Raw genomic sequence first — 23,682 nt, forward strand, 5'->3', positions numbered from 1 at the left:
CCTCCCGCCAGAGGCAGCGCGTCAAGCGGGAGTTCCGGCCCAGGCGTTCAACGCGCGGGCCCGCTGATCACCACGTTCGTCGGCATCGCCGGTCCGGGTGGCCCAGGCCACGTGACCGTCGGGGCGTACGAGGACTTCGCGCACCCCGTCCAGCTCCGCATGCTCGTCGTACGTGTCGACCCGCACGGCCGTGACCCGGTCGGCGTACCCGGAGTCGACGGCCCTCTTCGGGCCCTGGTCTCCAGCCGGCGAGAGCAGCACGAATTGGCCCTGGTGGAGCAGCTCGTACACCCGTGTCGCCTCCGAATCCACGGCCTTGAGTCCGATGTCGGGCATACGCCGACCCACCAATGGATCGGCGTCCGGGACCTTCGGCGGATAGACGGTGCCGAGCGCTGAAATCTGGTCGGCGAGCCTCCGGTTGACCTCCGGCATGCCCAGCAGGTGGTCGAGCAGCCCCCGCAGCGCGGCGCCCGGGCGCTCGTACCGCGGCACGAGCGCCAGCTCCACGAGCAGGGTCTGGACCTCGGTGTTCTCCGTGACCGACTGTCCGACCGGCCGGCGCTCCGCGTCGTAGCTGTCGAGCAGCCCGGACGGCGCCCGGTCGTTGATGACGGCCGCCAGCTTCCAGCCCAGGTTCATGGCGTCCTGGAGCCCGGTGTTGAGCCCTTGCCCGGCCGCCGGGAAGTGGATGTGGGCGGCGTCGCCCGCCAGCAGGACGCGGCCGGAGCGGTAACTCTCCGCAAGCCGCGTCGCGTTGCCGAAACGCGAGAGCCAGCGGGGCTCAGCGATGCCGCAGTCGGAGCCGACGCACGTCAACCCCCGCCCGAGGACGGCCCGCGCGACTACTCACCAGCACCGACTTCACGCCCCACTTCGAATTCGGACTCGGCCTGCTGACGGAGGGGCTGCGAGTTGCTCGAAGGCGCTGAGCAGCCAACCGGCAGAAACGACCGGCCCCGGTCCGCCGCGTTCCACTCGATCTTGTCGGGCGGCATACGGTATTCGTGTCCCACGCCCCTTTTCACGCCACCGCAGTCAGGCACCGACGGGACAGAGGAGTACGTGATGGGAATGTACGAGGACGTCTTCCGTGCCAGCACGGACGACCCGGAGCGCTTCTGGCTGACGGCGGCGGAGGGCATCGACTGGGACGTGGCTCCGCAAGCCGCCCTGGACTCCTCGGGCGCACCCTTCTACCGCTGGTTCCCCGACGGGCGCCTGAACGTCTGTTTCAACGCACTCGACCGGCACGTCGAAGCCGGCCGCGGCGACCAGCCCGCACTCGTCTACGACTCCCCCGTCACCGGCACCCGACGCACCTACACCTACGCGCAGTTGAGGGACGAGGTGGCGGCCTTCGCCGGAGCGCTCGCGCAGCTCGGCGTGGGGCACGGCGACCGGGTGGTCATCTACATGCCGATGGTGCCCGAGGCCGCCGTCGCGATGCTGGCCTGCGCGCGCATCGGCGCGGTCCACTCGGTCGTCTTCGGCGGGTTCGCCCCGCACGAGCTGGCCCTCCGCATCGACGACGCGGCCCCGAAGGTGGTCGTCTCCGCCTCCTGCGGCGTCGAGGGCAAGCGGGTCATCGCATACAAGCCGCTGCTCGACCGGGCGATCGAACTCGCCACGCACAAGCCGCAGAAGAGCGTCATCCTGCAACGCCCGCAGGAGCAGGCCGAGTTGGGGCCGGACGACCTCGACTGGGCCGACCTGGTCGCCGCCGCACCGCCGGCCGACTGCGTTCCCGTCCCTGCCACCGATCCCCTGTACATCCTCTACACGTCCGGAACGACCGGTAAGCCCAAGGGAGTTGTCCGCGACGGCGGCGGCTATGCGGTCGCGCTGCACTGGTCGATGGGCGCCGTGTACGACGTGGGCCCGGGCGAGACGATGTTCACCGGCTCCGACGTCGGCTGGGTCGTCGGGCACTCGTACATCGTCTACGCGCCGCTGCTGGTCGGCGCGACGACGGTCCTGTACGAGGGCAAGCCGGTCGGTACCCCGGACGCGGGCCAGTTCTGGCGCGTCGCCGCCGAGTACCGGGTCAAGACCATGTTCACAGCGCCCACCGCCTTCCGGGCCATCCGCAAGGAGGACCCGAAGGGAGCGTTCACGGCGGAGTACGACCTCTCCCACCTGCGCTATCTCTTCCTCGCCGGCGAACGGCTGGACCCCGAGACCTACCACTGGGCGAGCACGCTTCTGGGCGTCCCGGTGATCGACCACTGGTGGCAGACCGAGACCGGCTGGCCCATCGTCGCCAACCCGGTCGGCATCGAAGCCGCCCCGCTCAAGCCCGGCTCCCCCACCCGCGCGCTGCCCGGCTGGGACGTCCGCATCCTCGATCCCTCGGGCGAGCCGACGCCCCCGGGCGTCGACGGCGCGATCGTCGTGAGGCTCCCGCTTCCGCCCGGCGCACTCCCCACGCTCTGGAACGACGACGACCGCTACGTCGCCTCCTACCTCTCCGCTTTCGACGGCTATTACCTCACCGGAGACAGCGGGCACATCGACGAGGACGGCTACGTGTTCGTCATGGGCCGCACCGACGACGTCATCAACGTCGCCGGACACCGGTTGTCCACCGGCAGCATGGAAGAGTCCCTGGCGGCCCACCCCGACGTCGCCGAATGCGCCGTCATCGGCGTCGCCGACGCCCTGAAGGGACAGGTGCCGCGCGGCTTCGTCGTCCTGAAGGCCGGCACCGCCCGCGACCCGGGCGAGGTCGAGGCCGAACTCGTCCAGCTCGTGCGGGACCGTATCGGCGCCGTCGCCTCCCTCAAGGACGTCACGGTCGTGGCCGCCCTGCCCAAGACCCGCTCGGGCAAGATCCTGCGCAAGACGATGCGGGGCATCGCCGACGGCCACGACGAACCCATCCCCTCCACCGTGGACGACGCGAGCGTCATCGAGGCCCTGCGGCCTGTTCTCCGCCGCTCCGGTCACACCTCGTGAACAGCTGCGCCACGGTCCGGACGACGAAGGGCGCCAGTGCCGCTCACCCTTGAGCGGGCGGCACCGGGAACAGCATGCAGCTGCTGGTGGCATGCGCGAGCAGACGATCCTTGGAGTCGACCAACTGCGCCTGCGCCAGCGCGGTTTGACGCCCCTGGCTGACAACCGTTCCGATGGCGCGCACCGTCCCGGTGTCCACGGTGATCCGCCGCAGGAACTTCACGGTCAGGTCCAGCGAGGTGTACGCCATGCCCTGCGGAAGGGTGGACTGGACGGCGCACCCCGCGGCCGAGTCGAGCAGCGTGGCGAAGACGCCGCCGTGCACGCTGCCGATCGGGTTGTAGTGCTCCTCGCCCGGCGTCAGGGAGAACACCGCTCTGCCGGGTTCCACCTCGGCGAGGGTGAAGTCGAGGGTGTGGCTGACGGGCGGTCCCGGCAGCCGCCCGGCCTGCAGCTCACGCAGGAATTCGATGCCTGCCATGTGTGCGGCGGCTTCTGCCAGGGGGACGGGATCGTCCCAGTGATACGTACGTGTTCGTCCCACGGTCCAGCGCCTTCCCATCTGACTTCGTCCATTGAAGCTAGCCCTGCTTCCACCTGACTGTCAATGACGAAGCCAGGGCCGTACGATGGGGGGATGGAGTGGCTTGAGGCGAGCACGGAGAACTGCCCCGTCCAGCGCACGCTCGACGTGGTCGGGGAGAAATGGACGATGCTGATCCTGCGCGACGCCGTCAACGGAGTCCGCCGCTTCGACGACTTCCACCGCCACATCGGCCTGTCGGAAGCCGTCCTCAGCGACCGCCTGCGCAAGCTGACCTCGGCCGGCATCCTGAAGACCGTCCCCTACCAGGAGCCCGGCAGCCGCGCCCGCAACGAGTACCGCCTGACCCGCAAGGGCTGGGACCTGTGGCCCGCGCTCATGGCGCTGGGCCAGTGGGGTGAGACGTACATCCTCGACCCCGAGGACACCCTGCTGGACATCCGGCACACCGGCTGCGACGCTCCGGTCCGGGTCGTCGTCGAGTGCTCCGCGGAGCACTCCGCCCTCAACCCCTGGGACGTCACGGCCCGCCTGGGACCGGGCGCCCGCCGCCGGTCGTGAGCCGGCGGCCGGACGTCAGCGGCGCTCACATGTGCCGCTCCCGGCGGGACGCGTCAGTGGACCTGACCGTGTCGGCCGAGGGTCTCCACCGGAGTCGCGCCGGGGCGGGTCCACTGCGGTACGGGGCGGCCGGTCGGGCCCCACGTGGCGACGCCGTTGGCGTCCGTGCGCCAGTACCAGCAGATCGGCGAGCCGTGCCCACCGACCGGCGCACCGGCCTCAGGGGCCTCGGGCCGGCCCTCCGGGTTGTCCTCCCAGCCCTCGCGGCGGCCGTAGGGCGTCATGTCGAGCAGACCGAGGGACCCGTTGACCGGCTCGTTGCCGCGCCCGGTCGTCGAGTAGGTCAGGAACACGCGGTCACCCGCGCGCAGGTAGCAGGTGAGGTAGCCCATGTCCCCGCCACCCGGCTCGGGCACGTCGCGCACCGAGTACCAGGGCTGGGTGTAGCCCATGAAGTCCACGAACGAAGCCACCTCGTCCCACTCGCCCGTGGTCACGATGGCGAAGGAGACGCCGCGCGCGTTGAGGTAGACGGCGTCCTTCATGTGCCAGGCCGTGGTGGTGCAGCCCTCGCACTGTCCCTGGTGTGGCGCGCCGTCGTACCACATGTGCTTGTAGACCACGAGCTCGTCGCGGCCCTGGAACAGGTCCAGGAACGGGACCGGCCCATCGGGTCCCACGACCTCGACCGTCCCGTCGAACTCCACCATCGGCAACCGGCGGCGGGCCGCGGCGATGGCGTCGCCCTCGCGCGTGTGGGCCTTCTCGCGGACCAGAAGCTCGTCACGGGCGGCCTGCCAGGTGGCCAGGTCGACGACGGGCGGGCGGCCCGGTAGCTCGGTGGTCGGGTCGTGCGGCGTGGTCGTCATGGCGTCCCTCCGTGGCGTTTCGTGCCGGGCAGCGTCGCACGGCGTCCTTCGACGGTCACCAGAACAGACTCGCAACCCGGACGGAACTCATCGCGGCATGGGCGCGCATGTGGAGCAGCACCGTCTTCGTCACCGCGACCCGACGGTCATCGGCAGCAAGCGCCGTCCGGCGCCACCGGCCGAGCCCGTACCGTGACCGAGCGGTGGCGAGGTGCTCGATCCGATGGCCGCCCTCGACGAGTCCGTGCCACGATGAAAACGTCCCGCGGCGAAGGCGCGGCCGAGGCGCACGTATGACCGACCTCGGTGGCGGCTTCCAACGGCCCCAGGTGGTGGCTGCCCGACGACTGGGAGTATCCGGCCCGGTCGCCGATCCGGTCGCCCATCCATTGCGCAAGGGAGTCGCCAGCCATGTCACGCGCCCGCGTCCACAACTTCGCCATTTCACTCGACGGCTTCGGCACCGGTGAGGGTCTGAGCCGTGACGCGCCGTTCGGCCACGCCGGCGAAAGGCTGCACGAGTGGATGTTCGCCACCCGGTGGTGGCACGAGAGGGTCGGCGAACCCGGCGGTACCAGCGGCCTCGACGACGCCTTCGTGCAGCAGTTCACGCCGGGGATCGGGGCCGAGATCATGGGCGCCGGGAAGTACGGCTACCCCGGATGGCACGAGGACCAGGAGTGGAAGGGGTGGTGGGGGCCCAACCCGCCCTTCCACACACCGACCTTCATCCTCACCCATCACACCCGCCCGTCGATCGAGATGGAGGGCGGCACGACGTTCCACTTCCTCGACACCTCGCCCGCCAAGGCGCTCGAAACGGCCCGCGAGGCTGCGGGTAGCCAGGACGTACGCATCGGCGGCGGGCCCACCGTGATCCGCGACTTCCTTGCCGCCGGACTCATCGACCACATGCACATCGCGGTGGTCCCGATCGTGCTCGGCCGGGGCGTACGCCTCTGGGACGGACTGGAGGACCTCGAGAAGGACTACGACGTCGAGGCCACCTCCTCACCCAGCGGCGTCACGCATCTGACGCTCACCCGGTCGGGTCTCTGAACCGACCTGCACCGGCTGACCTTCCCGCATGCAGACCGCTGTCCCGGAGGTCACCGCAGCGTGAAGTGCCGTCAAGGTGCGTACGCCCTCGGCGGTTTGCACGTCCTGGAGTTCGTCCAGGCCGACGAAGGCGTACTGATCGTGCTCGGGACTGAGACGAATCGGAGTCCCCTCGGCGAGCGTTCCGCCGTCGAAGAAACAGTCGAGCACCGGCCCGGTGCCGCAGACGTCCACGCGGTGGTCGATGCCGATCAGCCTCAGCGGGGACCCGAGCTCGATTCCGGTCTCCTCGTAGGTTTCCCGCCGCGCCGCCCCGCACGGGTCCTCTCCGTGATCGAGCATTCCGCCCGGTAGCCACCAGTCCTCGGCATTCGGTTGACCGGGGGCGTAGCGCACGAGCAGGATCCGCCCCTGACTGTCGAGGAGCATGACGCACGAGGCGATGAGCGCCTGAGGCTGGGTCTTGATCCATTCATCGCGCGGCACCCAGGCCACGGCCTCTTCGTTCACGGTCACTTGCAACACTCCCGTAGAGATCGCTCTTTCCGAAAACTGACAGTCCGCCACCAAGTGGCTGAATCCGCAGGCGGAGCGGCGTGCCTTCGGGGGCCGGGGCCGTCCGCCCGGAGCAGGGTGGTCGGTGCTGTCGTCGTCGAGGAGGACTTGTGAAGCGTCGCGTCGTCGCCGTACTGGCCACCGTTTTCGCCGGGCTGATGCTGTTCGCCGCCCCGGCCCCGGCTCATGACGACCATGGCACCGTCGAGAGCAACGACTGGAACATCCCACTCACCAACATCCGCCTGCCCTAGCACCGAGCCTGGCATCGGCACGCATGCAGCAGGACACCAGGCAGGTCGGGCTTCACGAACGGGCCGGCCGGCCCGAGCCGGCAGACCCGTTCGTGAACTGCCCGACACCGCGTACCGGGGTGAGTGTCCGTCAGCAGGTACGGCCGACGTAGTGGGCGCCCTGAATCCTGTCGGCGGAACCGAGCCAGGACTTGCCCGGGCCGACGCACCGCTCGTAATCGGCGGCTAGGGCGACCTCGACCTTGATGACCACCCGCGAGCCGTCGGACGTGCAGTGGTTGTAGAAGGCGTCGGAACCGGTCTCGTAGAAGCCGCACGGGTCGGCTGCCGCTGGGCCCGCGTGGGCGGTCACCGCGCCCAGGGACGTGAGGACGAGAGCAGCGGAACCGAGGGCGCCGGTCACCATACGACGAATGCGCAAGGGAGACTCCTTGGCCAGGGCAGGGCTGAAGGGCCCAAGGCCCGGTGCCTGCCGATCAGTTGGATACCTGCATCAGGATCGCCGTGCCGCCCCGTGCTGCTGAGGGAGTATCGCGCCGTTCACCTGGCGAATCGTTCTGTCGCTACATCCATGGGGTGATCCTTTCCGGTTCCCCGTTTCGGACCGGTCCAGGCTGTGCAGTCAGTCCGGGTTCATCGGGCACGAGCTGGACCTTTCGAGGCACGCGTGCCGGTTGCGGTGATCCGGGCGATCGCCTCGACCGTGAGGGCACGGTCATGGGGTTGGCGGGACAGGGCTCGGTGGAGCGTCAGGCCCTCGATGAGCGCGTCGAGCTGGCGGGCGGTGTCCGGGTCGAAGTGCTTTTCGAGGTGGACGCGGCTGCGGCGCATCCATTCGTGGGTGAGTTCCCGGTAGGCGGGCTGGCGGGCGGCCAGGGTGTACAGCTCCTGGGTGAGCACGAGGTCGCGTCCGCTTCCCTCGGACAGCATGTGGACGAGGTCGGCCACTGCCTGCCGGGCCTGGTCGGGATCCGCCGGGGCGGACAGGTGGGCGTCGAAGACGGCGACGATGTGGTCGGTGAAGCGGCTGAACGCTTCGCGCAACAGGTCGTCCATGCCGCTGAAGTGATAGGTCATCGATCCCAGCGGGACGCCGGCGCGCACGGCGATCTTCCGGTGGGACACGCGTGCGATGCCCTCCTCGGCGATGAGGTCGAGAGTGGCGGCGATGATGCGTTCGCGGCGCTGGGGGTCGGTGTGTCCGGTGGCCATGACGACAGGCTTACAGGCTCCGCACCACTCGAGCAGGGTTCCCGACGGCGACGACATTCGCGGGGATGTCCCTGGTGACCACTGCGCCGGCGCCGATGACGGAATTGTCGCCGATGGTGACGCCGGGCAGGACGATCGCGCCACCGCCGAGCCAGACGTTGTCGCCGATGGTGATCGGCTGGGCGGCTTCCAGCTTGTCGCGGCGGGGCTGCGGCTCCAACGGGTGGGTGGGGGTGAGCAGTTGGACGTTCGGGCCGATCTGGCAGTCGTCACCGATGGTGATGGCCGCGACGTCCAGTGCGGTCAGGTTGTAGTTGACGAAGGTGCGCGCCCCGATGGTGATGTTGCTGCCGTAGTCGACGTACAGGGGCGGTCGCACGTGGGCTTCCTCGCCGAGCGCGCCGAGCAGCTCGGCGAGGATCGGCCGGGCCGCGTCGGCGTCCTCGGTGTAGCCGTCCTGGTAGCGAGCGGCCAGTCGTACGGCCTCCTGCTGACGGCGGGAGATCTCCGGATCGTCGGCGATGTAGAGGTCGCCCGACTGCATGCGCTCGAGGTTCGTGCGCGGATCCTGCGCGAAGTAGTCCGTCGGCATGCGCACGAGCCTACACCGTCGAGTGTACGAACGTACATTCTGGGGCGTGGGGCCGCCTGGGTTCAGAGTCGACAGGGGACTGCCGGTTACCGGCGTCGGTTCTGCAGTACCTGGGCGAGGAAGATGACGAGCAGCCCGGCGAGCGGCACCACCAGCAGGCCCACGCGCAGGCTGGTCGCGTCGGCGACGAGGCCGACCACGGGCGGGGAGAACAGGAAGCCCAGGCGCATGAGCCAGGACACGATCGTGAGCCCCGATCCCGGCTTGAGGCCGGGCAGTTCGTCGGCCTCCTGCATCGCGGCAGGCACCAGCGTTGCCACGCCGCACCCGGCCGCGGCGAAGCCGAGGATCGTGCCGGGCACCGTGGGCACGGCCAGCGCCAGTCCCATGCCGGACGCGGTGATGAGCCCGCCGGTGCGCGCCACGGTGCGCTGACCGAAGCGGTCGACCAGGCGGTCGCCGAGGAGACGGCCGACGAACTGGGCTCCGACCAGGGCGATGAACCCGGAAGCTGCCAAGGTGACCGACGCATGCAGGGAGTCGGAGAGGTAGAGCGTCGCCCAGGAGTTGCCCGCGTCCTCGACCATCGTGCCGGCGGTCGCGATGACGACGAGTGCCGCGAGCACATGGCCCACGCGCAGGCCGCCCCGAGAGGGCTGCTGCGGACTCTTGCCCAGGGCGTCAGCCTCCTCCCCCACCGGCTCTGTGTCGGGACCGGGCAGGCAATAGCGCAGCGCCACGAGAGAAACGACGCCGAACACCACCCCCGAGATCAGCAGGTGCTGCCCGCGCGACAGGCCCAGCGCGATCGCGCCGGCGGCCATCGAACCGCCCGTGACGGCGCCGACGGACCAGATGGCGTGGAAGGAGTTGATGATGGAACGTCCGTAGCGGCGCTGAACCCGCAGGCCGTGCGCGTTCTGGCCGACATCGGTCATGGCGTCCATGGCCCCGGCCAGGAACAGCGCTCCGGCGAACACGGCCACCGACCCCGCAAGCCCGGCAGCCAGGGCTCCAGCGCCGGTCAGCAAGGTCCCGGCCACCGCGACACGGGCCGACCCCAGCCGTCGGATGAGCACACCCGCGGCCAGGCCGGCCGCGATGGCACCGGCCGGGAAGGCCGCCACGGCCAGTCCGTACGCGGTGTTCCCGATGCCGAGGTCGGCCTTGATCTGCGGGTATCGCGGAATGAGATTGGCGAAGAGGGCCCCGTTCGTGAAGAACAGCATGGCGACGGCCACGCGGGCATGCCGTTCATGCCGGGTGGGCGGACGCACTAGGTCGACGGTCATGCGGCGGAGCCTACAAGCAGGAGCGTACGACCGTACACTCCTGGCGAGTGGGCGTGGTCCGGTACGGCGTCGGCCTCGCCGCTCGATCCGGACTTCGCCATGGTTGGGGCCGTCGGCTAGATTTCAGGGCGCGAGAGCGAGGAGGCCCAGGTGACCGAGACGACAGTGGTGCAGGTCATGGCCGAGTTGGCCGTGCTCGAGGACCCGAAGATGCGCGCGGCGAACGAGAAGCGCGGCGACGATCACGGTGTGAACCTCGGCAAGCTGCGCGCGCTCGCGAAGCAGCTCAAGACGCAGCAGGATCTTGCGCGCGAGCTCTGGGAGACGGACGACACCGCGGCGAGGCTCCTCGCCGTGCTGATCTGCCGGCCGAAGGCATTCGAGCGGGACGAGCTGGACGCCATGCTCCGCGAGGCACGTGCCCCCAAGGTGCACGACTGGCTCGTGAACTACGTGGTGAAGAAGAACCCGCACTCCGAGGAGCTGCGCCTCGCCTGGTTCACGGATCCGGATCCAGTGGTCGCCAGTGCCGGCTGGGCGCTGACCACCGAGCGGGTGGCGAAGAAGCCCGAAGGCCTCGACCTCGCGGGTCTGCTCGATGCCATCGAGGCAGAGATGAAGGACGCCCCGGATCGTCTGCAGTGGGCGATGAACCACTGTCTGGCTCAGATCGGGATCGAGCACACCGGGCAACGCGCCCGCGCGATCGACATCGGCGAGCGCCTGGAAGTACTCAAGGACTACCCGACTCCCCCGAACTGCACCTCTCCTTTCGCACCCATCTGGATCGGCGAGATGGTGCGCCGTCAGCAGGCGAGTTAGAAGAACCTCGCCCGGTCGACGGTGAGGGTCACGCTGCCGCCCGGCACTGGCGGGCGGTTCAGCGTGCCCGAGGGCCGGGCGGTGCATCACCGGAGACGAGCTGTTCGGCTCCGGCGGCCACCGCCTGGTCCTCCGTGCCCCGGATGGTCCCGGGTCCTGATGCCCCTTCGGGCTCCCGGGATCCATCGAGGCGGTCGGGCTCATCCGGGGGTGATACGGCCGCGCCAGCTTCCGGATTCGATCCCGCGGTGCTCGATGTAGTCCTTGAAGCGGCGCATGTCGCCCTTGATGCGGCGATCGATGGTCCCCGTCATGTCCGCTGCCTTCTCGGCGGCTCCGCTCGGTTCGACGTCCATCACGAGCTCCACCCGGGTGTGGGTGTCGTCCACGCGCTGGAAGCGGACCGTGCCCTTTTGCTGAGTGTCGCCGCTGATGGTGCGCCAGGTGATCCGCTCGTCAGGGAGCTGGTCGACGATCTCGGTGTCGAACTCGCGCCGTACCCCACCGATCTTGGTCGTCCAGTGGTTGTGGCTGTCGTCGAGCTGCCGGACCTCCTCGACGCCCTCCATGAAGTTCGGGAACTCCTGGAACTGCGTCCACTGGTTGTAGGCGGTGCCGACAGGAACCTCGACTTCCACGGTTTCCTTGACTGTGCTCATCCTTGATCCTCCTTTCACGGTGCTGCCGCGAGTACCCAGGAGCCGTCGGTCTACAAGGGAAAATTCCATGCGGTCACGGCACAGTGCTCCGGACGCCGATCAGGTCGGTGACCGCCTGGATGCCGCCCTCGGCGAGGGCAGTGCTCTGGCGGTCGGCGCCGGTCCCGTCGCGCAACAGCCGACGCACCAGTGCCGTGACCTGCCGGGTATCGCCTGATGCGTCGAGTGCGGGAGAGATGTGACTCAGGAGCTGGTGCAGCACCGCGGCGGCAGGCTGCAGGGTGCCGCCCAGGCCGACCAGGGTGTCGCTGAGACCGTGGCGGGCCGCATGCCACATCGCGGCCCGGAGAAGTTCGGGTTCGTGGGCGAGCGCGGGCGCCCCGGCGGCAGCTTCCCTCAGGGCGGTCTTCACCAGGGCCCGGATGATCCCGGCGAGCATGACGGCCTCGTCCGCGGTCAGCTGGACGTCCGAGCACCGCACCTCGATGGTGGGGTAGCGGGGCGAGAGGCGGGCCTGCCAGTACACCTGCCCGGTGTCGACGATCAAACCGGCGTCCTGCAGCCGCTGCACGCGCCGGCTGTAGTCCGCGGCGTCCTCGAAGCACGGAGGCAGGCCACTGACCGGCCAGCGGCTGAAGATCACCGTGCGCCAGCTCGCGAAGCCGGTGTCCTGCCCGTCCCACAGGGGGGAGTTCGACGACATGGCAGTGAGTGTCGGCAGCCACGCCCTGATCCGGTTCAGGACCTGGACGCCTTCTTCCTGGCCGGGCACGGCCACATGCACGTGCATGCCGTTGACCAGCTGCTCCGCCACCAGCTGCGGCGCCTGCGTGACCATGGCCCGGTAGCGGGCCTCGTCGGTGACGGCCTCGGGACGAGCGCGTCGCAGGGGCGACGTCCCACAGGCCGCGAGCCGGCAGCCGTGTTCCTCGGCGGCCACGGCGACGGCCTGGCGCAGACGCAGCAGGTGTCCCCCGGCCTCGTCCAGCGTGTCGCACACCGGGGTGGCCACCTCGACCTGCGCCTGGAGCAGCTCGTGCTGCACCTCCCGGTCGGCCGCCAGACGCCCCAGACCCGCCGCCTCCCGCACCTCGGCCCCCTGCGGCACCGGCAGACCCGTGGCCGGGTCAAGCAGCAGGTACTCCTCTTCAACGCCGATCGTCGTCATCGACCGCCCTATGCTCCGCCCGACTGCCGGGCCAGGTCCCGGTGCGTCTGGCCGACGCACCACACGCAGCGATGATCACCCCGCAGGGCACCCGCCATGTGGCCGTCCGAGTGCCGCGGCAATCGCACGACAAACCAACGTGGGCGATCAGAGACGGTGTGGCCTGTGCACACGATCACGCTCAAGGAAGAGCACCGGGCGGCCGATGCCGGTGGCATGGAGACTCGTTCCCTCGTCGTCGCGCACCCTCGCGCGCGCTGTCGGCTGATCTCGGTGGCCGCCGCGCTGTTCGCCGTTCTCTGGGGGGCCGTGGTGCCCGGCCCGCAGGCCCTGGCGGCCAGGGCCGTCCCCGCTCGTACGGCGGCGGCCGCGGACCAGGAAGGCCTGCGGGCACTGTTCGGATCGGAGAACCGTGCGATCCGTACGGACGAGCGGGTGGTCGCCGTCACGTTCAACGCGGCCTGGAACGACGCCGGCTTGGCCGGCATCCTCGGTGACCTCGAGCGGCGGCACACGCCGGCCACGTTCTTCCTGACCGGCGACTTCGCCGATCGGTACCCCGAGGTGGTGAAGAGGATCGCCGCTGCGGGACACGGGCTGGGCAATCACTCCTACAGCCACCCGTACTTCGCAGACCTGTCGGCGGAAGGAAGGCGTCGCGAAGTGCAGGCAGCGGACCGGGCCCTGCGTGCGGCCGGGGCGGGCGGGGCGCTGACCCCGTTCTTCCGGTTTCCCTACAGCGAGACCAGCCCTGCCCAGATCAGGGAAGTCAACGGGCTGGGTTTCGCGGACATCGAGTTCACCACCGACACCAACGGATGGATGGGCTCCGAGGGCGGCATGACCGTCGACCACGCGGTGGGCAGAGCCCTGGACGCCCTGCGCCCGGGGGCGATCCTGCAGATGCACGTGGGTGCGTCGCAGGGCCGCACCGAAGTGATCGATGCCCGAGCCCTGCCACGCATCCTCGACGCGGTCTCCGACCGTGGTTACCGGGTCATCGACCTCCGTGCCCTCCTCGCGTCCCCGCCCGACCGGGGGTGAGCCGGCCGGCTGGTCCGCCTCGCGGTGGTGGCCCGGTTCAGCCGGTGCGGGTGAAGACCTCGCCCTTGGTGGAGCCGTTGGAGCAGAGCTTCTTCTCGTCGGCCGTCATCTTGCGGGACTCGACCACGACCGCGTTGTGCTTGCCGTCCGTGCCGTTCGGGGCGGGGCCGGTGATCACGTCGGGCACGAACCAGTAGTAGTGGCCCCACTTGGGGTCGTCGTAGTGGGTCTGCCACGTACCGGATATCTGCTGCATCACCTGGGCGCGGGAGATCCAACCCACCTCCCCCGGCTGCACGTTCACCGTGAAGGAGCTCGTCTCCGTGTGCGAGCTCTGCCATGTGTAGTTGTACGTCGCGGTGACACTGGCCGTGACGATGCCCTCGATGCCGCCACCCACGGTGATCGAGCCTCCCACCGAGTGGGAGGAGCCCACGGTGTCGGCCCACGACATCGTCTGGGCTGCGGGCGAGGCGGTGCAGTTGTAGAGCAGTTCGGAGACCTGACGGGGCTTGCCGAGGTAAGCCTCGCCGATCTCAGGGGAGTTGAAGCTGCACTTGCCTTCGCCGGAAGCACAGTCGGCCAGGATCTGCTCCGCCGTGGGCTGTTCGTCGGCGGCAGCGGGCACGGCCGCCGCGATCGTCCCGAGGGCGGTCGCCGTCAGCGCCAGCGTGCGGCCGCCGTACCGCAGAGCGCGGTTGATCGTCATCGTTGTTGCCTTTCCACCGTACGTGGGGGGATGGTGACCAGGCCGCTGCACCCTGTTACGGCGGGGCCTGCAGTCACCGCGTGGTGCCCACGAGGCTCACGTAATCCACGGCGGAGCTACACCAAGAAACAGCAAAGTTGTATTTGATGTTCAGAACTGGTGAACAGTCAACTTCCAGCGCGGCGGCTCGGTTTGAGCCCATCGGGCTCCAGGGCGAGGCCGAGGACGGCCCGGTCGTCGTTGTCCGACTGCGTCGACCAGCGCTCGGCGTCGGTCCGTACGAACAACACGACCGTCTCCGGATCGATGACGCGGCGGCCGGAGAAGCGCTCGCCGAGCCGCTCCAGAACGGGGTAGAAGACACCGTCCGCGTTGCGCGCCTCGCTCACGCCGTCCGTGTGCAGGACGAGCACCTCGGAGGGCTTGAGCGGATGGACGGTCGTATCGACCGCGCCAGGCGCCATCGCGCCCAGGCCCAGGGGCAGCCCGGGCGCCGTGATCAGCCGTCGGGCGCCCTGCGGGCCGACCACCACGGGCGAGGGATGGCCGCGGTCCACGATCCGCACCTCGCCGCCCTCCGGCGGGAACTCCAGCACCAGCGCGGTCACGAACAGTTCGGGGTCGCCGTCGCCGCCGACGGGGCTGTTGCGGGCGATGCTGAGTTCCAGGCGTTCGGCCAGACTGCTCAGGTTCTGCCATTCGTGGGCCGAGACCCGGAAGCTGCCCAGCACCGCCGCGACCGTCTGGACCGCGTCCAGCCCCTTGCCGCGGACGTCGCCGATGATGGCGCGTACTCCGAAGGGCGTCTCGCACACGTCGTACAGATCCCCGCCGACGAGCGTGCCGCCCTCCCCCGCCTCGTAGAACCCGGCGGCGCGTACCGGGCCGAGCCTGCGCGGTACGGGACGCAGCAGGGTGCGCTGCATGGCCTCGGCGACCGAGTTGGCCCGGATCAGATGCTGCCGGGTACGCTCCCGCTGCCAGGCCAGGGCGATGCTGGCGATGCCGATGAAGGTCGTGGCGAGGTACATCGCGACATGGTGCTGCTCGTCGAAGTGGCCGGGACGCCGGGCGGCCATCCACATCTGGAGGCCCAGGCACACCACCGCCGACAGGGCGGTGCCCCGCGGGCCGCGTGTCGCGGCGGCCAGCGGCGGTACGGCGATGAGCATGAAGCTCACCGGTTCGCGTCCCCTGACGATGAGTTCGGCCGCCACGTCGACCAGCACCGCCGCCAACGGCAGCCACCACACCCACCCTCGCGCGGAGGGCGGCCGAAGTTCGGAGCGCAGGTCAGGACTGGACACCGTGCGTCCCCTGACTTCCGTGGCTTGCATGGGCGGCCGTCGTGCCACGGGCCGTCCGGCCCAGCGCCTCGCTCAGCCCCGCCTCGATCCGGGTGAGCTGGACGGTGAGGCTGCGCAGCCACATGTCGAGGTCTACCAGCACGGGCAGTGGCGGTCCTGTCGGTTCCGAGGGCGGCGTCGGCCGTGTTCCGGACGGGGGCGGACGGTCGGCGGCGCACAGGGCGGCGAGCCGGTCGGTGACCTGAGCCAGCGCGCGGGCGCCGGCCCGTGCCCGGTCGGCGGTGTCCGCAGGCAGCGCGCTCGCGGGCAGGTCGAAGCGGGCCAGCCACTGGGCACCGAGCAGGATGTGGTTGGCCGTGATGAGCACGGCATGCCAGTCGGCGCGCACCGGCTGGTCGGCCCGGGGCTCGCTGCGGAACTGGGCGTAGGCGGACTCGGCGAGGCGCAGCCGGTGCAGGGCGGGAAGCGTCGGCGGGGCCGGTGCCGATCCCGGTGGTACGGCGGTCAGCATGTCGACGGTGCCCTCGATCAGCGGGCCGCACTCCCGCAGCAGCCCCGCCATGGTTCTGCGTACCTCCGTGCGGGCGCCGGCCGGCCAGGCGAGCATCGCGCACAGCAGGCCGATGGCGCTGCCGGTCACCACGTCCACGATCCGTGCCTCGGCCAGCTGCCAGGAGGCCGGGGCGATCTGGGCGAACGCGGTTGCCACGACCAGCGTGAACAGGCCCTGCGCCCAGGCGATGCCGAGCAGCGGCCCGAGCGCGAAGCCGACGAGCATGGCCGGCGCGAGGATCGCGGCGTACGCCTCGGTGTGCCGGCCGAGACCGATGAGCAGGGCGCCCGCCACGACGGCGCCCACGAGGTTGCCGGTGACGGCCTGGCGGATGGCGGCCCAGGTCGCCCCGACGGTGGTCCGGCTCAGCGTCAGCACCGCCAGCAGCACCCAGAAGCCGTGGGTCAGGTCGAGCGAACCGGCGACGAGCCGTGCGGCGGCGAGCGCCACGGCGATCCGCACGGCGTTCTGGAACTGCACCGAGCGCAGGGTCATGTTGCCGGTGAACCGGTGCGCCCACAGCTGGGGCGCGACCGCCTGCGTGTACCAGAAGAGTTCGCGTGGCCGGATCGGCGGGGTGCGGCGCCCGTCGAGGCCGACTCGTACGGAGATCTCCAGGATGCGCGTCGACTCGGCGACGGCCAGCAGCGCCGCCTGCCGACGCAGCACCGGCACCGGCACCGGCACCGGCGGCACAGCGGCGGTGGGTCCCGTCACCTGCCGTACGCGCAACCGCTGGAAGTCGTCGATGGCCTTGTCCATCCGCTGCGGGCCGGGGGCGGGCCGGCCCGTGCGCAGGGCGTCGTCGGTCTCGTCGCACAGGGACGCCACCTGGGGCAGCAGTGACCCGGACGGCGTGTCGGTACGGCCCCGGCCGCGCGCCTCGTCCCCGGCGCCTTCCCGGACGAGTTCGCGCAGTTCGCCGGTCTCGGTGAGATGGGCCAGTTGCTCCAGCAGCCGGCGGGTGGCGGACCCCGCCTGGGCGAGACCGCGGGGCACACGGCCGGGACCCGCGGGGCGTTGTGCGGGCGGGATGCTGGAAAGCCGCAGCCGCGCGCCTGTCTCCCGCAGCGCCTCTGGAGTGGGGCTGCTTCGCCCCGCGATGGTGTCGCCCGCCGTCGCCAGGGCCGCGGCGACGGTCGTCCGGTACGGCGGGTCCGGGGGCTGCGGCAGCAGGAACAGCTCGCACAGCACCAACGCCAGCACTCCGAAGCTGAGCCCCGCCAGCCGCAGCCCCAGCGTCTCGGGCTCGTAGGGCGGGAAGCAGGCCAGGATGTAGAAGAGCTGGAGTCCCGGCGCCGCGCCGGCCGGGCGGGGTCCCGCGATCGCCGCGAAGGCGAGGAAGAAGCCCACGACGAGCATGCCGAGGACCGCCGCCCAGGTCTGCACCGCCAGCACGGTCCCCAGCGTGACCAGGAGCAGGCCCACGGGAAGCGCCTTCAGCATCACCTCGGCGCGCTGCCGCCCGGACCCGGGGATCGGGGACAGCAGGCCGAGGGAGATCGGCGCGAACAGGCCGTACAGCGCCAGCACCGGTTCGTCGAGCCCGTACACGAAGGTGTAGAAGCCCGCAGCCGCAGCGGCCGTCACCCGCACCGACCGGTGCAGGATCTGCGTCCGCTCGGCCCCGCCCTTCACGGCAGGCGTCCGCCGCGTGGCGCCCGCGAGGCGAGCGGCGGGACTCCGCCGAGGACGACGAGCCGGTGGCGTACGGCCATGACGACCACGGATGCCGCGAGGATCACCGCGCCTCCGAAGCGCAGGATCACGTCGTAGGCGGCCTCCGGCGTCATGGCCGTGATCGCGGCCGCGGCACCCGCCAGCGCCACGCCGCCCAGCGTGACCAGGAACGTCAGCAGCACGCCCGAGGCCTCGCCGGCCCGTTCGGGCGCCACCACTTGCTGGGTGGCGACGCTGGCGAAGGTCCAGCCGAGACCGAGGCCGAGGCCGCACCAGGCGAACACCGGAACGTACAGCCACCAGGCCGTGACGAGGCTGAGCACGATCATGCCGGAACCGGCGACCGCCCCGGCCAGCGCCATCACCGCCGTCGGCTGCATGTGCGGGGACAGTCTGGCGCCGAGCGGCCCGCTGAGCGCCACGAGTGCGGCGGGCGCCAGGAACACCACGCCCGCGACGAGCGGGGACAGCCCCCGCACCTGCTGGAGGTACAGCGTGGAGACGAAGACGGTGACGGCGTAGCCCATGTTGGTGACGGTCCCCGCGCCGGTCACCAGGACGTAGGGCGTGTTGCGGAAGAGCCGCAGGTCGATGAGCGGATGCCGGGCGCGTTGCTCCCGCCGTACGAAGAGGGCGCCCGCGACGGCGGCGATCGCCAGCAGGGTGAGCGTGCGGGCGTGGCCCCAGCCCCAGGCGCTGCCCCGTTCCACGGCCAGCGTGAGCGCCGCCAGAGCGCCCACGACGGTGAGGCAGCCGGTCAGGTCGAGCTGGCGTGGGGCCGTCGGGTCCCGGGAGTCGGGGACGTACACGTAGGCCACGATCAGCGCGAGCACGCACAGTGGCACGAGGAGCCAGAAGATCCAGCGCCAGCCGGGCCCCTCGGTGAGGCCGCCGCCGACGAACGGTCCCAGGGCCGTGCCCACGTTGGCGATCCCGAACACCGCCCCGAGCGCCCGTGCCCGGGTCGTGTCCGGAAAGGCGTTGGTGATCACGGAGACCGACACCGGGAAGACGACGCCCGCGCCGATGCCCTGCACCATCCGTGCCCCGACCAGCGCCCAGAGCCCCGGCGCGAGGGCGCAGCAGACCGACCCGGCCGCGAACGACGCGGTCCCGCCGAGCAGGGCGCCCCTGCGGCCGAAGACGTCTCCCACTCGGCCCCCCACGATGAAGCAGCAGCCGATGGAGAGCATGTACGCGGACAGCGTCCACTGGGCGGCCGAGGCGGTGACACCGAATTCGTCGGCGACCCCGGGGACGGCCAGGTTCAGCGCGAAGAAGTCGAGCTGGAGGCAGAACAGGGCGACCGCCACCGCGATGAACGCCCCCGTCCGCGCGGCCGGCGAAGACTCAGCGCGCATGAGCACGTTCCTCTCGGGCCGACGCCGCCGCGGCGCCTTGGGCGGGCCGGACATGTGATCCACTGCCCATTGTCGGCCGACGCGGTACGAACCGCAGCCCGACGCCTGCGCACGGTGGCGAGGCCCCGCGGGCACTCAAGCCACCGGCACCGCGATCGGCTCACGGTGCCGGAGACTGTCGGAGGTGACGGTCGGACCCATCTGTGACGGGCTGTCAGTTGAAGGGTTCGAGGGTGAGGTAGGCCTGGCGCGGATCGCCGTCGTGCACGAGCGACTCGTGGTGGCCCACGTCGTCGAAGGCGAAGGCGTACGCCTTGCCGTCGGCCATCTGCGCGTGGATCTTGCGGGCGTAGTGGTTGGTGACGCCGTCCTTGTAGAAGGCGTCGGCGCTGGAGTCGGGCTGGTTGGGGTTGACCAGCAGCGTGGAGCGGTTGAACCCGGCGCACAGCGTGCGCGAGATCGGGCCGCGCACCTGGTCGTTCGGCGCGTCGAGGAGCCGGTGACAGCCGAAGACGGAAGAGGCGTCCGGCTTCTGGAAGCTGGTGACCACGGCGCCGGAGGTGTTGGTGAAGTTCATGACGCCGCCGGAGACCCGGCCGTAGTACTTGGTGCCCGGCTGATCGGCGAACGGTGTGACCGTCAGGGTCGAGGTGGCGTACTTCTGCCAGACGCGGTTGATGTAGTCGTCCATGACGTTGGCCGGCAGGGCTCCGGTCTCCAGTCCGTACAGCGGCGACAAGGCGCGCAGCACGGTCCCGTCGGGTCGCGTCTGGATGAGGTTGGCCCAGCCTCCGGGCTGTCCTCGGAGGGCGTTGAAGAAGCCGTTGTACCCGCCGGACTTGAGCCGGCCGGTGTTTGCCGTACTGCCGTCGGCACGCTGCACTCCGACGGCATACGGCGCGGAGAACATGTCGACCTGTGTGCTGTTGATCCACAGGCCGGAGTCGTTGAGTGTGTATTCGGACCAGTTGAACAGGATGTTCCGGTTGGGGTCCGTCGGGTTCTGTACGGCGGGCTGGACCAGGCCTCCGGTGGTGAGCTTGAACACCAGCTTCTGGCCGTAAGAGAAGTACACGCGGCCGGAGAACTTCGGCATTCGGATGGTCGTCGACTGGCCTGCCGCCGGTCCCGGTATCGAGGCGTCGGGCGCGGGGGTCGGCGGGTTGCCGCCCGCGGGCCAGGGGTGGAAGGTGCCGCCTGCGTCGGCCCAGCCTTGGCGTCCGGTCGACAGTTCGGTGCCGAGGTTGTAGATGTACACCTGCTCGCCGCGGGCGGAGTTGTTGGTGATCTTCAGGGGGATCGTCGCCGGGACGGCGGCCTGGGCCGGCGACTGCGCGCCTGCCGTGAGCAGTCCTCCGGCGAGGACCGTGGCGATGGTCAACCGCACGGCCGAGGCTCTGCGTTTGAGTGTGCGCAGCATGCTCTGTCTCCGTTCGACTCCGGTCGATCAGGACGATTCTGAGAGCGCTCTCAGAATCGCGCTCTGGTATGGACCTGTCAATGAGTTGGGGCTCGGCACACCGGTGCGGGGGCGGGCGGGAGAGACATCCGGCGCCACTCGACGGGCCGTCAACTCCCCTGACGGTCAGCGACCGTCAGCTCTCCTGACGGTCGCCGGTGTCGCCGCTGGCGCAGGCCTACGCGGAGACCGTGGCCTCGGCCGTCTCGTCGACGCGCCCCGCCGCGGCCAGTCTCAGCGTCACGGCCGCCGCGGCTCCCGCGGCCAAGCCGAAGGTCAGTGCGGCCGGGACGCCGCCGCCCAGGCCGGCAAACAGCTGCAGCGGCCCGTAGCTCATGCCCGTCCTGTCGGTCGCCGTCCGCAGCAACTGGCTCGCGAGCAGCCCCAGGACGGTCGCGCAGACCGCGCCCACCGCCATCGCCGGGACCGTGGCCCGGGTGAGCAGCGCCGGCAACCGCCGTAGCGCCCACCACACCACGGCGAGCAACAGCACATCGCCGAGGCGAACCACGAGCCAGTCGCCGAGAGCGGCGCCCGAGGGCCCGACCATGCGCCCAACAGCAGCCACTGGCGCAGCAGGTCGCCCGGTTCGGAGAGCAGCCCACGCCCTACGGCGGCCGTCTGGATGGCGGCGGCGACCCGCTGGTACGACAGCACCACCAGGGACAACGCGATCACCGCGGTCCCGACGGTGGCGGCCAGGCGGGCGGCGCGCGCCGGCACGGGCTGCGGTGCCGGCGGCTCGGTCCCCTTGTCGGTGACCCGCGCTGCGAGCACCGTACCCCCCGCCGCGACCAGCGCCGTCAGCACCAGGATCTGCCGCCCGGAGGAGATCGCACTCGCCAGCTGCGGCAGGAAGCGGTAACTGCCGTGCCCCCACGCGGCGATCAGCCACGGCGCCGAGACGGTCACCGCGAGAGTCCCGGCCACCAGACCCCAGACCCACAGCGCAAGGAACGCGGCCGTCATCCGGCCCCGCGCCGGCGGCAGCCGGCGGACCAGGAGAGCGCCCCGAGCACGAAGAAGGCGAAGACCGCGCAGAAGCGGATCTGCAGGGCGGTGGCGTACAACTCGCGGTAGCGGTCGCTGGACTGAAGCGAGGCCGGAGGATCGTACGACCAGGGGGTGAGCCACTGTTCGAGTCCCGCAGCGGTCTGCCCGCCCAACACGCCGTCGGCACCCGGCAGGTCCAGCGCGTGCACACTCGCCCCCGCCCACCAGAGCAGCGCCGCCAGCAGCACCCCTCCGGCCAACGCCGGCATCACCGCACGCCGATACGTCATGTCGCCCCGTCCCCCGCCTTCGGTACCGCATCCCCGTTCCCGCCCGAACAGGCGGAGACTACGGGACGCTGATCACGTAAGGCGAGCCCGCCACAGGTCTCGAAGGAGCGCGATCTCGGCCATGTGGTGGATCAACTCGAGGTTGGCACCCCACAGGGCGGAGATGAACGGCTCGTCGGGGTCGGAGCCGTAGGGGTACTGGGAGAAGCCGAGTGTGTCGAGTTGCTCGTCGGTCATGGCGCCGACGCTCGCGCGCCAGCGGTCGATCACCGCCCAGAACCGGTCGAGCGTCAGGGCGGCGGACGGGCTGAAGTCGACCATCAGCTTGGGGTCCTGACGCCGTTCGCCGAAGGTCCACTCCCACTGGCCCGCGAACTGGTAGTGCAGGTGGCCCAGTCGCCAGGCGATCGTGGTGATCGGTGTCTCGTCCGGCTCGGTCGGGCCGGTGTGGGCGAGGATCTGCTCGACGCGTTCGACGCTCACGCTCCAGTCCTCGGCGATCTTCGCCACGGACATGCCGCCGGCTGCCTGCCGGGCGACCTCGGCGTACTCGTTGGAGGGGATGTCCGCGGCGCCTTGGTCCAGCAGCCACTCCCCCGGACCGAAGGCTCTCGGCGTCGTCGCCTCGGCCCGGCGCCGGATCGACCAGCAGCCGGGTGCCGGCTCCCACAGGTACTCCTCGTCGCCGAGTCCCGTGAGCCGTACCTCGGCCATCTCCCTGGCGCGGTCGAACTGGTCGAGCAGCAAGCCGAATCGGTCGGTCCGCACACCACCGGTGTCCATGCCGGGCCCCCTTCGAGGAAGCGCACCTCGCTGCGCCTCAGCCGGAGGCTAACGGCTCATGTGTGCGGGGCGCGACGGATTTACGCACCCCACGCGTCCACGCGTCCGCGCGTCCACGGAAAACGTCCGCGCGTACAGGATCTCCGGCGTGTCACGATGGCTTCGGGGAAGCGAGGTCTCGTGGACGAGTTGACGCGATGGCGCCGCGCGGTGGTCGCTTGGGCGGCCGGCGGAGCGGGGGCAGGCACGGCCGCCGCAACGGCGCGGGAGCTGGCCGGCGGCCAGGTGCGGACGATCGTGCTCGTCGAGGGAAGCAGTGATCAGGTCGCCCTCGAAGCGCTGGCCGCGCGTCACGGCCGCGACCTCGGTGCGGAGGGCGTCGCGGTGGTGCCGCTCGGAGGTGCGACGAACATCGGGCACTTCCTGGACGTGTGTGGTCCGCCGGGGCTCGGCCTCCCGCTGGCCGGTCTCTGCGACATCGGTGAGGAACGGCACTTCCGGCGCCATCTGGAGCGGGTCGGACTCGGGTCCGGTCTCACGCCCGCCGGGCTGGAGACGCTCGGGTTCCATGTGTGTGTCGCCGACCTGGAGGACGAGCTGATCCGCGCTCTCGGCGCCGGGAACGTGCAGCAGGTGATCGAGGCCCAGGGCGAGTCGCGCCCCTTCCAGACCTTCCGGAACCAGCCGGCCCAGCGGGAACGGCCCGTGGAACACCAACTGCGGCGCTTCATGGGCACGCACAGCGGTCGCAAGGCGCTCTACGCGCAGTCGCTGGTCGCGCACCTGGACCTCGATCGTGTGCCCTGGCCGCTGGAGCGCCTCCTCGCGCACGTCTGACATTCGGCTACGCCTGACGTCCGGCCACGTCTGACGTCCGGCCACGTCTGACGTCGGGCCACGTCTGACGTGGGCTACGCCTGGCGTCCGGCTGCCCGCACCGTGCCCCCGCTCAACGTCC

The 23,682-nt window shown here is 70.7% G+C and carries 22 protein-coding genes and 2 pseudogenes; 7 read left to right on the forward strand and 17 right to left on the reverse strand.

Going from position 1 to position 23,682, the window contains the following annotated elements; all coding sequences use genetic code 11:
* Positions 1–21: 21 nt before the first annotated feature.
* A pseudogene (locus OHO27_RS01840) lies at positions 22–807 on the reverse strand (FAD-dependent monooxygenase); the annotation flags it as partial.
* 261 nt (positions 808–1,068) lie between these two features.
* On the opposite strand from OHO27_RS01840, the gene OHO27_RS01845 reads away from it, so the two are divergent.
* Positions 1,069–2,958: a propionyl-CoA synthetase gene (locus tag OHO27_RS01845; protein ID WP_328419624.1), complete on the forward strand. Its 1,890-nt coding sequence runs from the start codon at positions 1,069–1,071 to the stop codon at positions 2,956–2,958.
* Positions 2,959–3,001: 43 nt separating this feature from the next.
* On the opposite strand, the gene OHO27_RS01850 is transcribed toward OHO27_RS01845, so the two are convergent.
* Positions 3,002–3,502 (reverse strand): PaaI family thioesterase, encoded by a 501-nt coding sequence (locus tag OHO27_RS01850; protein WP_328419626.1) that lies wholly within the window; start codon positions 3,500–3,502, stop codon positions 3,002–3,004.
* 93 nt (positions 3,503–3,595) lie between these two features.
* Between OHO27_RS01850 and OHO27_RS01855 the strand changes: the two genes are divergently transcribed.
* The gene (locus tag OHO27_RS01855) at positions 3,596–4,063 is read left to right on the forward strand and encodes a winged helix-turn-helix transcriptional regulator (RefSeq protein WP_328419628.1); all 468 of its coding nucleotides are present in this window, start codon (positions 3,596–3,598) and stop codon (positions 4,061–4,063) included.
* 53 nt (positions 4,064–4,116) lie between these two features.
* Here the strand turns inward: OHO27_RS01855 and OHO27_RS01860 are convergent, their stop codons facing one another.
* Complete coding sequence (locus OHO27_RS01860; protein WP_328419630.1) at positions 4,117–4,932, reverse strand: DUF899 domain-containing protein; 816 nt, start codon at positions 4,930–4,932, stop codon at positions 4,117–4,119.
* A gap of 411 nt (positions 4,933–5,343) precedes the next feature.
* Here OHO27_RS01860 and OHO27_RS01865 point away from each other — a divergent pair, with 411 nt between their 5' ends.
* On the forward strand, positions 5,344–5,991 hold the full coding sequence (locus tag OHO27_RS01865) for a dihydrofolate reductase family protein (RefSeq protein WP_328419632.1): 648 nt from the start codon (positions 5,344–5,346) through the stop codon (positions 5,989–5,991).
* Here the strand turns inward: OHO27_RS01865 and OHO27_RS01870 are convergent.
* Positions 5,944–6,507, reverse strand: coding sequence for an NUDIX hydrolase (locus OHO27_RS01870; RefSeq protein ID WP_328419634.1), 564 nt, complete (start codon positions 6,505–6,507; stop codon positions 5,944–5,946). The two genes, OHO27_RS01865 and OHO27_RS01870, sit on opposite strands and share 48 nt — an antisense overlap.
* A gap of 149 nt (positions 6,508–6,656) precedes the next feature.
* On the opposite strand from OHO27_RS01870, the gene OHO27_RS01875 reads away from it, so the two are divergent.
* Positions 6,657–6,800, forward strand: a complete 144-nt coding sequence (locus OHO27_RS01875; protein ID WP_328419638.1) for a hypothetical protein — start codon at positions 6,657–6,659, stop codon at positions 6,798–6,800.
* 130 nt (positions 6,801–6,930) lie between these two features.
* Here OHO27_RS01875 and OHO27_RS01880 read toward each other — a convergent pair whose 3' ends face one another.
* The 4 genes from OHO27_RS01880 to OHO27_RS01895 form a co-directional block, all read right to left on the reverse strand.
* Positions 6,931–7,203 carry a DUF6355 family natural product biosynthesis protein gene (locus tag OHO27_RS01880; RefSeq protein WP_443059688.1) on the reverse strand — a complete coding sequence of 91 codons (273 nt, stop codon included), beginning with the start codon at positions 7,201–7,203 and terminating at the stop codon, positions 6,931–6,933.
* A 230-nt stretch (positions 7,204–7,433) separates the two neighbouring features.
* Complete coding sequence (locus OHO27_RS01885; protein WP_328419642.1) at positions 7,434–8,012, reverse strand: TetR/AcrR family transcriptional regulator; 579 nt, start codon at positions 8,010–8,012, stop codon at positions 7,434–7,436.
* Positions 8,013–8,022: 10 nt separating this feature from the next.
* Complete coding sequence (locus OHO27_RS01890; RefSeq protein ID WP_328419644.1) at positions 8,023–8,604, reverse strand: sugar O-acetyltransferase; 582 nt, start codon at positions 8,602–8,604, stop codon at positions 8,023–8,025.
* 86 nt (positions 8,605–8,690) lie between these two features.
* Positions 8,691–9,896 carry an MFS transporter gene (locus OHO27_RS01895; RefSeq protein WP_328419646.1) on the reverse strand — a complete coding sequence of 402 codons (1,206 nt, stop codon included), beginning with the start codon at positions 9,894–9,896 and terminating at the stop codon, positions 8,691–8,693.
* Between the two features lie 177 nt (positions 9,897–10,073).
* Between OHO27_RS01895 and OHO27_RS01900 the strand changes: the two genes are divergently transcribed.
* Positions 10,074–10,718, forward strand: a complete 645-nt coding sequence (locus tag OHO27_RS01900; protein ID WP_328430320.1) for a DNA alkylation repair protein — start codon at positions 10,074–10,076, stop codon at positions 10,716–10,718.
* Between the two features lie 200 nt (positions 10,719–10,918).
* Here OHO27_RS01900 and OHO27_RS01905 read toward each other — a convergent pair whose 3' ends face one another.
* Together OHO27_RS01905 and OHO27_RS01910 are read right to left on the reverse strand one after the other, a co-directional pair.
* Positions 10,919–11,377, reverse strand: a complete 459-nt coding sequence (locus tag OHO27_RS01905) for an SRPBCC family protein (RefSeq protein ID WP_328419648.1) — start codon at positions 11,375–11,377, stop codon at positions 10,919–10,921.
* A 73-nt stretch (positions 11,378–11,450) separates the two neighbouring features.
* A complete protein-coding gene (locus OHO27_RS01910; protein WP_328419650.1) occupies positions 11,451–12,545 on the reverse strand; it encodes a carboxylate-amine ligase in 1,095 nt (364 codons plus the stop codon).
* 165 nt (positions 12,546–12,710) lie between these two features.
* Here OHO27_RS01910 and OHO27_RS01915 point away from each other — a divergent pair, with 165 nt between their 5' ends.
* Positions 12,711–13,589: a polysaccharide deacetylase family protein gene (locus tag OHO27_RS01915; protein ID WP_328419652.1), complete on the forward strand. Its 879-nt coding sequence runs from the start codon at positions 12,711–12,713 to the stop codon at positions 13,587–13,589.
* Between the two features lie 37 nt (positions 13,590–13,626).
* Here OHO27_RS01915 and OHO27_RS01920 read toward each other — a convergent pair whose 3' ends face one another.
* From OHO27_RS01920 to OHO27_RS01950, 7 genes and pseudogenes are all read right to left on the reverse strand, one after another.
* Positions 13,627–14,298, reverse strand: a complete 672-nt coding sequence (locus OHO27_RS01920) for a hypothetical protein (protein ID WP_328419654.1) — start codon at positions 14,296–14,298, stop codon at positions 13,627–13,629.
* A 167-nt stretch (positions 14,299–14,465) separates the two neighbouring features.
* Complete coding sequence (locus tag OHO27_RS01925) at positions 14,466–15,605, reverse strand: PP2C family protein-serine/threonine phosphatase (protein WP_328419656.1); 1,140 nt, start codon at positions 15,603–15,605, stop codon at positions 14,466–14,468.
* Positions 15,592–17,796, reverse strand: a complete 2,205-nt coding sequence (locus OHO27_RS01930) for an FUSC family protein (protein WP_328419658.1) — start codon at positions 17,794–17,796, stop codon at positions 15,592–15,594. Before OHO27_RS01930 ends, OHO27_RS01925 begins: the two co-directional genes overlap by 14 nt.
* Complete coding sequence (locus tag OHO27_RS01935) at positions 17,793–19,199, reverse strand: MFS transporter (protein ID WP_328419660.1); 1,407 nt, start codon at positions 19,197–19,199, stop codon at positions 17,793–17,795. Before OHO27_RS01935 ends, OHO27_RS01930 begins: the two co-directional genes overlap by 4 nt.
* Positions 19,200–19,413: 214 nt before the next feature.
* A complete protein-coding gene (locus OHO27_RS01940) occupies positions 19,414–20,619 on the reverse strand; it encodes a glycoside hydrolase family 64 protein (protein ID WP_328419662.1) in 1,206 nt (401 codons plus the stop codon).
* 217 nt (positions 20,620–20,836) lie between these two features.
* Positions 20,837–21,941: pseudogene (locus tag OHO27_RS01945) on the reverse strand (hypothetical protein).
* A 72-nt stretch (positions 21,942–22,013) separates the two neighbouring features.
* Complete coding sequence (locus OHO27_RS01950) at positions 22,014–22,724, reverse strand: DinB family protein (protein ID WP_328419664.1); 711 nt, start codon at positions 22,722–22,724, stop codon at positions 22,014–22,016.
* Positions 22,725–22,904: 180 nt separating this feature from the next.
* On the opposite strand from OHO27_RS01950, the gene OHO27_RS01955 reads away from it, so the two are divergent.
* Positions 22,905–23,561 carry an ATP-dependent endonuclease gene (locus OHO27_RS01955; protein ID WP_328419666.1) on the forward strand — a complete coding sequence of 219 codons (657 nt, stop codon included), beginning with the start codon at positions 22,905–22,907 and terminating at the stop codon, positions 23,559–23,561.
* Positions 23,562–23,682: the final 121 nt, after the last annotated feature.

The organism is Streptomyces sp. NBC_00443 (assembly GCF_036014175.1).
GTDB lineage: Bacteria > Actinomycetota > Actinomycetes > Streptomycetales > Streptomycetaceae > Streptomyces.